The sequence below is a fragment of the Ferribacterium limneticum genome (assembly GCF_020510565.1).
In the GTDB taxonomy this organism is placed as follows: domain Bacteria; phylum Pseudomonadota; class Gammaproteobacteria; order Burkholderiales; family Rhodocyclaceae; genus Azonexus; species Azonexus limneticus_B.
In genome coordinates, this window is record NZ_CP075189.1 from 1221021 (window position 1) to 1233503 (window position 12483).

A 12483-nucleotide genomic window follows, 5' to 3' on the forward strand; every position below is an offset into this window, starting at 1 on the left:
TGGGTTACAGGGCTTCGGCCGCGACGGAGGCGGCGCGCCGCTTTTTCAGGGCGTGCGCCCACAGGCGGAAACGATCAAGGTAGAGATAGACGACCGGCGTCGTGTACAGCGTCAATAGCTGGCTGATGATCAGGCCGCCAACGATGGCGATGCCGAGCGGCTGGCGCAGTTCGGCGCCGTCGCCACTGCCCAGGGCGAGCGGAATGGCGCCAAAAAGGGCGGCCAGCGTGGTCATCATGATCGGCCGGAAGCGCAGCTGGCAGGCTTCGAAGATGGCTTGGCGCGGGCTCAGATTGCCCTCGCGTTCGGCCTGCAGCGCGAAGTCCACCATGATGATGGCGTTCTTCTTGACGATGCCGATGAGCAGGATGACGCCGATCAGCGCGATGACCGAGAATTCGGTCTTGAACAGGAGCAGGGCGAGCAGGGCACCGATGCCGGCCGAGGGCAGTGTGGACAGGATGGTCAGCGGGTGAATCAGGCTTTCGTAGAGGATGCCGAGCACCAGATAGACGGCGATGATGGCGCCGAGTATGAGCAGCGGCTGGCTGGCCATTGAGGCCTGGAAGGCCTTGGCCGCGCCCTCGAACGAACCGTAGATCGAGTTGGGGACGCCAAGCTGGGCCATGGCGTCGTTGATCGCCAGCGTCGCATCGCCTAGCGAGACGCCGACGGGCAGCGCGAAGCTGATCGTCGAGGCGGCGAACTGGCTCTGGTGGGCGATGGACAGCGGCGCGAAGGTCTGCTCCCAGCGGGCGATGGCCGACAGCGGCACCTGGCTGCCGGTCGGCGTGACCAGGATGATGTCGGACAACGCTTCCGGGCTCTGCCAGTAGCGCGGAGCCGCTTCCATGACGACGCGGTACTGGTTGAGCGGGTTGTAGATGGTCGAGATCAGGCGCTGACCGAAGAAATCGTTGAGCACGGTATCGATGCTGCGCTGAGTCAGGCCAAGGCGGGCGGCCAGTTCGCGGTCGACGGACAGGGTGGTTTGCAGGCCCTTGTCTTGGCGGTCGGTGTTCACGTCGGCCAGTTCCGGCAGTTCGGAGAGCGCCTTGCGGATTTTCGGTTCCCAGTTGCGCAGCCCTTCCAGATCGTCGGAGAGCAGGGTGTATTGGTACTGCGAATTGCTTTGCCGGCCGCCGATGCGGATTTCCTGCACCGACTGCAGGAAGAGGCTGGCGCCGGCGACTTGCGACAGCGGCCGGCGCAGGCGTTCGATGACCTGCTCGGCAGAAACGCCGCGTTCGTTCAATGGTTTCAGCGAGATGAAAAGCTGCGCCGAATTGCGCCGGCCGCCGCCGGTGAAGCCGGCGACATTGGCCACCGCCGGGTCCTTGCGCACGATGTCGATGAAATCGGCCAGCTTCTCCTGCATGGACTGGAAGGAACTGCTCTGGTCGGCCTGCACCTGGCCGCTCAGCCGCCCAGTGTCCTGTTGCGGGAAGAATCCCTTGGGCACGATGTTGTAGAGATATACGTTGAGCGCCACGGCCGAAGCCAGAACCGCCATCATCACCAGCCCGTGATCGAGCGACCAGGCCAGGCTGCGCCGGTAGCCGGCCTGCAAGGCAGCGATGCCGCGACTGACCATTATGGACAGGCGGCCTTCCTGGAAATCGTCGCGCGAACGGAGCAGGCGCGAGCACATCATCGGCGTGGTGGCCAGCGAAACGACCAGCGAAACGAGGACGGCCGCGGCCAGGGTCACGGCAAATTCGCGGAACAGGCGGCCGACGATGCCACCCATGAACAGAATGGGGATGAAGGCGGCGATCAGCGACAGGGTCATCGAAACAACCGTGAAAGCCACTTCGCGCACGCCCTTGAGCGCCGCTTCGAGCGGCGACAGCCCCTTCTCGATATGGCGGGTGATGTTCTCGAGGACGACCACCGCGTCGTCGACGACGAAGCCGGTTGCTACGGTCAACGCCATTAAAGACAGATTATTCAAACTGAAGCCGGCCATGTACATGACCGACAGCGTGCCGATCAGCGACACCGGCACGGCAACGGCCGGGATCAGTGCGGCGCGGCGGTCGCGCAGGAAGAGCATGACAACCATGATGACGAGGCCGACCGAAATGGCCAGGCTGGCGCCGACATCGCGCAGCGAGGCGCGGATGGTCACACTGCGGTCCTGGGCGACTTCGAGCTTGATGTCCTGGTGGATCGCCGCCTGTAACTGCGGCAGTCGGGCGCGCACGCGGTCGACGGTGGCGATGATGTTGGCGCCGGGCTGGCGACTGACCATGAGCAGGACGGACGGCTTGCCGTTGGTCAGCCCGGCGTTGCGAATGTCCTGTGCGCCGTCGCGCACTTCGGCGACATCGCCGAGGCGGATGGCGGCGCCGTCCTTCCACGAAATGATGGTCGGAACGTAATCGGCGGCGCGTGTCGCCTGGTCGTTGGCACCGATCTGCCAGTTGTGCTGGCCGTCGTCGAGCAGGCCTTTCGGCCGATTGACATTGGTGTTGGCGACGGCCGTGCGCACGGTTTCCGGGCTGATGCCGGCGCGGGCCAGGGCCTGCGGATTCAGTTCGATGCGCACGGCAGGCAGGGAACTGCCGCCGACATTGACCTGCCCGACGCCTTCGATTTGCGAAAGTTTCTGTCCAAGGATGGTGACTGCAGCGTCATAAACCTGGGAACGCGACAGCACGTCGGAGGTCAGCGAAAGAACCATGACTGGCGAATCATTGGGATTCACCTTGCGCAGGGAAGGGTTGCCCGTCATGCCGCTCGGCAACTGGGCACGCGAGGCATTGATGGCGGCCTGCATGTCCTTGGCCGCACCGTTGATGCTGCGGCTCAGGTCGAATTGCAACGTGACATCGACGGCACCCTGCGAACTGTTCGAGGTGATCTCATTGACCCCGGCAATCGAACCCAGCGCCCGTTCGAGCGGCGTCGCCACCGTCGCCGCCATCGTTTCCGGGCTGGCCCCGGGCAACGAAGCGCGCACCGAAATGGTCGGGAATTCGACCTGCGGCAGCAGGGCCGCCGGCAACTGGAAAAAGGCCGCGACACCGAGCAGGGCGATGCCCAGCGTCAGCAGCGTGGTGGCGACCGGGCGGTGGACGAACCTGGCAGAAAAGCTCATGCGGTTTTCCTCTCCAGACGCCAGGCCTCGATGCGCTTGGCCAGGCGGTCAAAGGCAAGATAGATGACCGGCGTCGTGAACAGCGTCAGCACCTGCGAGACGATCAGTCCGCCGACCATGGTGATGCCCAGCGGCTGGCGCAGTTCGGAGCCGACGCCGGTACCGAGCATGAGCGGTAGAGCGCCGAGCAGGGCGGCCAGCGTCGTCATCAGGATGGGGCGGAAGCGCAGCAGACAGGCTTCATAGATCGCCTCGTCGGCCGACTTGCCCTGTTCACGTTCGGCTTCGAGGGCGAAGTCGATCATCATGATGGCGTTTTTCTTGACGATGCCGATCAGCAGGATGATGCCGATGATGCCGATGATGCCGAGGTCGGTCCGGCAGATGAACAGGGCGAGCAGCGCCCCGACGCCGGCCGAGGGCAGTGTGGAGAGGATGGTGATCGGGTGGATGTAGCTCTCGTAGAGTACGCCGAGCACGATGTACATGGTGATGATGGCGGCGACGATCAGCCACAGCGTGCTCGACTGCGAGGCCTGGAAAGCCTGGGCGGCGCCCTGGAAGCGCAGGCCGATGCTGGGCGGCAGATCGAGTTCGGCCTGGACGCCGCGAATGGCCGTCACCGCCTCGCCGAGCGAAGTGCCCGGCGCCAGGTTGAAGGACACCGTAGCCGCCGGGAACTGGCCGATGTGGTTGATCGAGAGCAGGGCCGGCCGTTCGCTGATGCGGGCGACCGAGGCAAGCGGCACCTGGGCGCCATTGGCGCCGACGAGGTAAAGGCTGTTCAGACCTTCCAGCCCGCGCTTGAATTCCGGTTTCACTTCGAGCACGACGCGGTACAGGTTCGACTGCGTGAAAATGGTTGAAATCAGGCGTTGACCGAAGGCGTTGTACAGCGCGTTGTCGATGGCGGCGGTGGTGATGCCGAGCCGGCCGGCGTTGTCGCGGTCGATCTCGACATAGGCCTGGCGGCCTTCGTCCTGCCAGTCGCTGGCGACATCGGCCAGTTCCGGCACCTCTTTAAGGCGTTTGACCAGGCGATGCAGCGATGCCCCCAGTTCGGCCGGGTCGGTACCTTCGACGCTGAACTGGTATTGCGTGCGGCTGACCCGGCTTTCGATGGTCAGATCCTGCACCGGCTGCATGTAGGTCGTGATGCCGCCCACGCCGACCAGATGGGATTGCAGCCGGCGGATCACGGTCGAGGCATCGGCATCGCGTTCGTGCCAAGGTTTGAGGCTGATCAGCAGACGGCCACTGTTCAGCGTGGTGTTGACGCCATCGACGCCGATGATCGACGACACGCTGTCCACCGCCGGGTCTTCGAGGATGGTATCGACGACGCCCTGCTGGCGGTTGGCCATGGCCGAAAACGAGACGCTCTGCGTCGCTTCGGTAATGCCCTGGATCAGCCCGGTATCCTGCACCGGGAAGAAACCCTTGGGAATGGCGATGTAGAGCACGACGGTGAGCACCAGCGTGCCGATGGCGACGGCCAGCGTCAGCGTCTGGTGCTGCAGCACCCAGCGCAGGGCCACGGCGTAGCGGGCGATGGTGTTGTCGATGCAGGCGCCGGTGATGCGGAAGAAGTGGCCATGCTTTTCTTCCGGCACATGGTGGAGCAGGCGGGCGCACATCATCGGCGTCAGGGTCAGCGAAACGACGGCCGAAATCAGGATGGACGCGGCCAGCGTGATGGCAAATTCGCGGAACAGGCGGCCGACCACGTCGCCCATGAAGAGCAGGGGAATGAGCACGGCGATCAGCGAGATGGTCAGCGAGATGATCGTGAAGCCAATCTGCGCCGAGCCTTTGAGCGCCGCTTCCATCGGCGAATCGCCTTCCTCGATGTAGCGGGCGATGTTCTCGATCATCACGATGGCATCGTCGACGACGAAGCCGGTGGCGATGGTCAGCGCCATCAGGGTCAGGTTGTTGATCGAGAAGCCGGCCAGGTACATCACGCCGAAAGTGCCGACCAGCGACAGCGGCACGGCGACGCTCGGAATGATGGTCGCCGGCACGTTGCGCAGGAAAACGAAGATGACCATGACGACCAGCGCCACGGCGAGGAAGAGTTCGGTCTGCACGTCGTGCACCGAGGCGCGGATGGTCGTCGTGCGGTCGGTGAGCAGGCGCAGCTCGACGGTCGCCGGCAGCGAGGCCTGCAATTGCGGTAATAGCTGTTTTATCCGGTCGACCGTCTCGATGACATTGGCGCCGGGCTGGCGCTGGATGTTCAGGATGATGGCCGGCTTGCGGTCGGCCCAGGCAGCGAGGCGGTTGTTTTCGGCGCCTTCAACCAGTTCGGCGACGTCGCCGAGGCGGACCGGGGCACCGTTTTTCCAGGCGATGATCAGGTCGCGGTACTCGGCGGCCGACTTGAGCTGGCTGTTGGAATCGATGGTCGAGGCGCGGATCGGCCCGTCGAAGCCGCCCTTGGCCATGTTGACGTTGGCATTGCCGATGGCAGTACGCAGGTCTTCGAGATTGATGCCCTGAGAGGCAAGAGCCTGCGGATTGGCCTGGATGCGGACGGCAGGGCGCTGGCCGCCGCCGATGCTGACCAGACCGACACCGGCAATGCGCGAGATTTTCTGGGCGAGACGGGTATTGACCAGATCCTCGACCTTGGGCAGCGGCAGTGAGCTGGACGAAATAGCCAGCGTGATGACCGGCGCATCGGCCGGATTGACCTTGTTGAACACCGGCGGCATCGGCAGGTCGTTGGGCAGGAAGGCGCTGGCGGCGTTGATCGCCGCCTGGACTTCCTGCTGCGCCGTGTCGAGGCCAAGGCCGAGCGAAAACTGCAGGGTGATGACCGAAGCGCCGCCGGAACTCGACGAGGACATCTGGTTCAGCCCGGCAATCTGGCCGAGCTGGCGTTCGAGCGGGGCGGTGATCGACGAGGCGACGACCTCGGGGCTGGCACCCGGGTAGAGCGTCGAAATCTGGATGGTCGGGTATTCGACTTCGGGCAGTGCCGAAATCGGCAACAGGCGGTAGCCGACCAGCCCGGCGAGCAGGATCGCCACCATGAGCAGCGAGGTGGCGACCGGGCGCAGGATGTAGAGGCGCGAGGGGTTCATCGGCCTGCCTTATTCGCCACGGCGTCCGCCTTCGCGCATCTTGCGGAAACGTTCGCAACGGGCGGCAGCCTCCGGGTCGTTGGCGATGTTTTCGGGCGCGCAGCGGCGTTGACCGCGGCGTTCGCCCTCCGGTGCGGCTTGCGCGGTCTGCGTCGGGGCTCCGCCGGCTGTATTGCCGTTGCTCTCGTCGCGAGCACGACGCGGGCGGTCGGGGTTTTCTGCTGCGCTGGGCTCTGCTCCAGCCTGAGGTGCCGGGCTGGCGGTAGATGCCTTTTCTTCGCCTGCGTCGCGGCGCCGGCGGCGTTCGCCACCCTGATTGCCTTCGCCCGTGTCGGTTTTACGCTCATCGGCATTCGACTTGCCATCGGTGCTCAGGACATCGACCTTGCCACCGGGACGCAGGCGGTCGGCCCCGTCGACAACGACCAGATCGCCCACTTTCAGGCCGCTATCGACGGCGACGACTTCGCCGTTGGTCGGACCAAGCCGAACCGGACGCGGATCGACGGTCTGCTCTTCCCGGTTGATGACATAGACGAAAGTCCCCTCGGCATTGCGCTGGACCGCCGCCGTATTCACCAGCAGGCTGGCGGCACGGGTTTCGACCTTGAGCTTGATATTGACGAACTGGTTGGGGAAAAGGCTGTTGTCCTTGTTGGCGAACTCGGCCTTTAGCTTGACGGTGCCGGTGGCGACATCGATCTGGTTGTCGACACTGAGCAGCTTGCCGGTGGTCAGCAGGGTGCGGCCATCGCGGTCCCAAGCTTCGACAGCGAGCGTCTCGCCCTTCCCGATCTTGTTCACCACATTGCCGACGCTTTCGGCCGGGATGGCGAAGACGGTGTTGATCGGCTGGGTCTGGGTGATGACGACGAGGCCGGTGGCATCCGCGGCGCGCACGTTGTTGCCGACATCGACCTGGCGCAGCCCAAGGCGGCCGGCGGCCGGGGCGGTGACGCGGGTAAAACCGAGTTGCAGGCGGGCGTTGTCGACTTGCGCCTTGTCGGCCTCGACCACCCCGCGGTATTGGCGGACCAGCGCTTCCTGGGTATCGACCTGCTGCTTGGCGATGGAGTCCTTGCTCAGAAGGTTGCGGTAGCGTTCAAGGTCAACCCTGGCGGCGGCGAGCAGGGCTTCGTCCTTGGTCAGCTGGCCGCTGACCTGATCAAGCTGGATCTGGTACTGGCGCGGATCGATTTCGGCGAGCAGGTCGCCGGATTTGACCTGCTGGCCTTCGCGGAAATTGATACGGATGAGTTGCCCATCGACGCGTGGCTTGACCGTCGCGGTGTTGGATGCGGTAACGGTACCCAGCGCGCTGACCACGATATCGAGGTCGCCAAGCTTCGCTTCGCTGGCCTTGACCGGCTGCGGACGATTGCCCGCGCGGTCGCCCCGCCGGCCGCCCGGCCCGCGTTGTCCGCTGCCCGGTGTTGCGCTCTGGCCATCACCGCCCTGCGTGTAATAGACCGCCGCACTGCCGCCTCCGATGAGCAGCACCGAGCCGAGCAGGGCAATGATCCCGGCCCGGCGGTTCAGCTTGAATTTCAGTTTGTCCGTGATACCCATGAATCTGCTTTCAGGTTTCTATTTGAACCGGGCGATTCCCCCGGCTATTCACAACAAGGCAGAGCGGGGATGCCCACGCTCTGCCGGAGATTTCGGCTGGCTGCCCGCTACGGGCGGCCGATCAAAGGAACTGTTCGGCGCCGACCAACCCCACCTTGGTCAATCCCTTGCGCTGCACCGACGACATCACTGCTGCAACATGGCGATAGGGCACCTTCTTGTCCGGGCGAATGTGCAGTTCAGGCTGCACGGCCTGGGTCGAGGCCAGGGCCAGACGGCTTTCGAGCGTGCCGAAGTCAGCCAGCGTTTCGCCGTTCCACAACACGTTGCCGCTCGGCTCGATGTTGATCTTGACGATCTCCGGTGGCGTGCTCGGTGGCGGCGGGTTGCCGACCGGCATGTTCAGATTCACCGAGTGAAGCTGGGTCGGGATGGTGATGATCAGCATGATGAGCAGCACCAGCATGACGTCGATCAGCGGCGTCGTATTGATCTCCGCCATGATTTCCGGCTCGCCGGATTTACTGCCTGAACCTACGGCCATAGCCATTTTGTTGCTCCTTCTCTTGCCGGCGCTTACTGGCGCGGCGGGGGTTCGGTGATGAAGCCAAGCTTGACGATGCCGGCACGCTGCCCGGCCAGAACGACCTTGCCGACGTATTCGTAGGGTGCGGCACCGTCACCGCGAATCTGGACTTCCGGTTGCGGGTCAAGCACGGCGACCTTCTTGAGTTCGCTGACCAGGGCTTCCTGGCCGGCGATTTCCTTCTCGTTCCAGTACACCTTGCCGTTGCCGGCCACCGACAGGTTGATGTTCTCCGGCTTGGTGATGCGCGGCTGGCTGCGCTCCTTGGGCAGTTCGACGGGAACCGTGTGGGTGACGACCGGGATGGTGATCAGGAAAATGATCAGCAAAACCAGCATCACATCGACCAGCGGCGTGGTGTTGATGGCGGACAGGATTTCGTCCTCGTCGTCCGCTGTTCCGACATGCATTCCCATGGCGTTTCCTTAGATTGAAATGGCGCGGATGGCGCTCACGGATTTGGGCGAACGTTCGCTGCGGCGTTCGGCGGCAGCCCCGAGCAGCACGGCGTGGAGTTCGGCGCCGAAGGTGCGGACGCTTTCCAGCGCCGACTTGTTGCGGCGGACCAGCCAGTTGTAGCCGAGCACGGCCGGCACGGCGACGGCGAGGCCGATGGCGGTCATGATCAGCGCTTCGCCAACCGGGCCGGCCACCTTGTCGATGGAGGCCTGGCCGGCAATGCCGATGGCGGTCAGCGCGTGGTAGATCCCCCAGACGGTGCCGAACAGGCCGACGAAGGGCGCCGTCGAACCGACGGTGGCGAGGAAGGCGAGGCCATCCTGCAGGCGGCTCTGGACGTTGTCGATCGAGCGGTGAATCGATAGCTGGATCCAGTCGTTGAGGTCGATGTAGCCGAGCAGGCCGCGGTGGTTGGCGGTGGCATCCGAGCCGCTCTTGGCGATGAAGTGGTAGGCGCTGCTCGTGTCGAGCGATTCGATGGCCTGATCGACGCCGCCGGCTGCCCAGAAGGTTTCATTGGCCTTCTTGCCTTGCTTGACCAGCTTTTGCTGCTCGTAGAGCTTGGTGAAAATGATCAGCCAGCTGCCGAAGGACATGATGAGCAGGATGGCCAGCGTGCCCTTGGCGACCGCGTCGCCACCTTTCCACAGGGCGTCGATGCCATAGGGGTTGTCTACGGTTTCCTTAGTGCTGGCTTCGGGGGCAGCCTTGGTGATTTCGACGGTGGCCGGTGCCGGGGAGGCCTGGGCGAGAACGCTGCCGGCCGCGAGGGAGGCGACCGTGATGAACAGGGCGGCAGTGAATTTGCGGATGCTGGTGAGGCGGGACATGGTGACTTCTCCTGTGAATTTCGAATGGGGTGATTTGTTTTGACGACTTATTCGTTGCGGAAGACGAAGGGAACGCGGACGCGCACATCCCGTCCCTGGCCGACGCAGCGGTATTTGGAAATGGCGCCAATGGCGGCCTGGTTGAAAACCGAATTGGAGGTCTGGACGATGCCGATATCCTTGACCTCGCCGCTGGCGGCAACCGTGAACTCGGCCAGCACCTGACCCGACAGGCCCATGCGGATGGCCTGCTTGGGCACGTTGACCGGGACCGACTGATGGTTCGGGCAAGCCACGGCGATATTGACCTGGGCCGGCTTGGCAGGCTCCGGGGCCGGGGCGGGCGGGGCCGGCGGTGGCTCGGGGCGGACTTCCGCGGTCGTCGTGATCGGCGGCGTCGGCGCCTGGACCTGGGTTTCAGTTCTCGGCACGTAAGCTGGTGGTGGCGGGGCACTGACCTTGGTCTGCACCTTGACGATCTTGGGCGGTGGTGGGGGCGGCGGGGTCTTGATCTCCTCGATGATGCTGACGTCGAGCGGCGCCTTGAAAACTTCGACGACCTTGCGGCCCAAGCCATTGGCCAAGGCGTAAACAAGAACGAAATGGAAGACGACAACCGTGGAGATCCCGACCAGGTGCTTGCGCGGGTCACGTTGCTGTTCGGCGTAGCTGGGTGCGTAGTTCATGGATACTGATTCTCGAAAGCGGGTGGGTGATGGCGCCGCTGCTTTCCCTTGAGGTGCAGGGCGAGCGCCATCCTCGATGTGCTGTGGTGCAGCAGGAGCCATGCCCGAATCGATATTGCTCAGAAGGAATGTTGCTAAGGCACGGAAATATCAGAAAGTTTTCTGATAAGGGCGGTCTGCGGCCGAGCGCTGCCGGCCTTGCCCGGCGAGCCGGGCTGCTGCGCTGGCAACAGTTGAAACGGCGCGGGTGTTGCGTCAGAAACAGTTGCTGGCTGGCGGCAATCACTTCGAATCGGCCGCTGAAAATGCTTATAGGAAAACTGTCTTTGCTGCACTGCGTTATCGGTCTTAACCTCCATTTACGCCATGACTGCTGGTCTGGCTCCGGAAAGTCCTGATGGCACGTTTCACGGGCGCTTTGGCCAGCACGCAGGGCAGAAACCGAAAGTATCCCAACAGTCGAAAGGAACAAGAGCATGACCATCCAGTTGATCAACGCCCGCAACCAGTTCAAGGGCACCGTCAAGGACATCATCCTGGGCCCGGTGGTTTCCGAAGTCGAAGTCGATACGCCGTTCGGTATCGTGACCTCCGTCATCACCACGCGTTCGGTCAAGGATCTCGATCTGCAGATCGGTACCGATGTGCTGGCCCTGGTCAAGTCGACCGAAGTCTCCATCGCCAAGCTGTAAGGCGGCTGGTTTAGGTATCAGGCAAGAGCCGAGTCCAGACCGCAGACAGTCAGGCGGCGGACCGGAGCACGAGGTTGGCGCAGTAGAGCGAACAGGGGGCTGGTTTTCGGCACAAGGCCGGAAATCCGTCGGAGGTGTCCTTTCAGTGAAAGGGGTAGGCGCGGTTTTCACCGTGCCGCCATCGGGTATCAATCATGAACAAAGTACTGACGTTTCCGGATTCGCAGGCGCATCCGCTATCCATCCGCGCCAAGGCGCTGGTTTTCAACGATCCGGTGTCGCTCGATATCCTGAATACCACCGAGCTGATCGCGCCGAGCGAGGCGACCGTGCTGATCATCGGCGATACCGGGACCGGCAAGGAACTGATCGCCCGCCATGTGCACAACCAGAGCGGCCGCACGGGCCCGTTCGTGGCAGTGAATTGTGGCGCCTTCAGCGAAAACCTCATCGAAGCCGAACTGTTCGGCCATGAAGCCGGCGCTTTTACCGGCGCCCAGGGCCAGCGTCAGGGCTGGTTCGAAGCGGCCCAGCACGGCACCTTGTTCCTCGATGAAATCGGCGATCTGCCGCTGCCGATGCAGGTCAAATTGCTGCGCGTGCTGCAGGAACGCCAGGTCGTCCGCCTTGGTTCGCGCAAGCCGATCGATATCGATGTCCGACTGGTCGCGGCGACCAACGTCGATCTGGTCAGCGCCGTCGAGGCCGGGCACTTCCGAGCCGACCTTTATTACCGTCTCAATATTGCGACGATCAACCTGCCGCCACTGCGCGAGCGGCCGGGCGACATCATTCCGCTAGCCCGCCATTTCGTGGACAGCTACCGGGCCAAGCTCCACCTCGGACCCATCGAGTTTTCATCGAACGCCCGTCAGGCGCTGATCAGCTACGGCTGGGCCGGCAATATCCGCGAACTCGAAAATGTCATCCACTACGCGCTGATCGTCTGCCGCGATGGCGTGATCCGTTCGGCTGACCTGCGCATCAAGGAGCGCGTGCCGGTGCTCAACAGCTCGCGGCCGGCCAGCGTGGTCGAGGAGGACGACGGTTGCCGATTGTCCAAGGCACTGACAGAAATGTTCGACGAGAACCGCGACAACCTGTTCGAGCAGGTCGAGGAAACACTGGTCCGCCTCGCCTTCGAGCATTGCGACAACAACCAGGTACGCACCGCCCGCCTGCTCGGCATCTCACGCAACATCCTGCGCGCCCAACTCAAGCGCTTCGGGCTGCTGGCCTCTGGCAAATCGGAAGGGCCGGACGGTGGCGACGAGGTGGCTACGGTGCTGCGGCTGGGCGAAAACGAGGTGGTGGCCTATCCCGGCTAAGCAACCCAGGCCGCTCAGTATTTCATTTTTAGGGCTTTTTTCCGGTTGACCGTGGAAGTCTCGACCGGTGTGCCCGCAAGGCTGATTTTGCGATGATTTGATTCGCCGTGGGATTGGAGTTGCCGACACCAAAGTGCCCAA

Annotated in this window: 9 protein-coding genes; 2 read left to right on the top strand and 7 right to left on the bottom strand. The window is 63.6% G+C overall.

The features are described 5' to 3' along the window. Window positions 1-4: 4 nt before the first annotated feature. The 7 genes from KI610_RS05950 to KI610_RS20015 all read right to left on the bottom strand — a co-directional run bounded on the left by KI610_RS05950 (window position 5) and on the right by KI610_RS20015 (window position 10322). The gene (locus KI610_RS05950) at window positions 5-3103 is read right to left on the bottom strand and encodes a multidrug efflux RND transporter permease subunit (protein ID WP_226497743.1); all 3099 of its coding nucleotides are present in this window, start codon (window positions 3101-3103) and stop codon (window positions 5-7) included. Further along, window positions 3100-6192 carry an MdtB/MuxB family multidrug efflux RND transporter permease subunit gene (locus tag KI610_RS05955; RefSeq protein WP_226497744.1) on the bottom strand — a complete coding sequence of 1031 codons (3093 nt, stop codon included), beginning with the start codon at window positions 6190-6192 and terminating at the stop codon, window positions 3100-3102. Before KI610_RS05955 ends, KI610_RS05950 begins: the two co-directional genes overlap by 4 nt. A 9-nt stretch (window positions 6193-6201) precedes the next feature. After that, entirely contained in the window at window positions 6202-7761 is a 1560-nt protein-coding gene (locus KI610_RS05960) for an MdtA/MuxA family multidrug efflux RND transporter periplasmic adaptor subunit (protein WP_226497745.1), read from the bottom strand. A 121-nt stretch (window positions 7762-7882) separates the two neighbouring features. After that, window positions 7883-8311: an ExbD/TolR family protein gene (locus KI610_RS05965; protein ID WP_226497746.1), complete on the bottom strand. Its 429-nt coding sequence runs from the start codon at window positions 8309-8311 to the stop codon at window positions 7883-7885. 26 nt (window positions 8312-8337) lie between these two features. Beyond that, window positions 8338-8763, bottom strand: coding sequence for an ExbD/TolR family protein (locus KI610_RS05970; RefSeq protein WP_226497747.1), 426 nt, complete (start codon window positions 8761-8763; stop codon window positions 8338-8340). Between the two features lie 9 nt (window positions 8764-8772). Next, entirely contained in the window at window positions 8773-9636 is an 864-nt protein-coding gene (locus tag KI610_RS05975; protein ID WP_226497748.1) for a MotA/TolQ/ExbB proton channel family protein, read from the bottom strand. A gap of 47 nt (window positions 9637-9683) precedes the next feature. After that, on the bottom strand, window positions 9684-10322 hold the full coding sequence (locus KI610_RS20015) for a TonB family protein (protein ID WP_264179194.1): 639 nt from the start codon (window positions 10320-10322) through the stop codon (window positions 9684-9686). Between the two features lie 476 nt (window positions 10323-10798). Here KI610_RS20015 and KI610_RS05990 point away from each other — a divergent pair, with 476 nt between their 5' ends. Then, the gene (locus KI610_RS05990; RefSeq protein WP_226497749.1) at window positions 10799-11014 is read left to right on the top strand and encodes a TOBE domain-containing protein; all 216 of its coding nucleotides are present in this window, start codon (window positions 10799-10801) and stop codon (window positions 11012-11014) included. Between the two features lie 194 nt (window positions 11015-11208). Beyond that, entirely contained in the window at window positions 11209-12342 is a 1134-nt protein-coding gene (locus tag KI610_RS05995) for a sigma-54 interaction domain-containing protein (protein WP_226497750.1), read from the top strand. Window positions 12343-12483 lie beyond the last annotated feature (141 nt).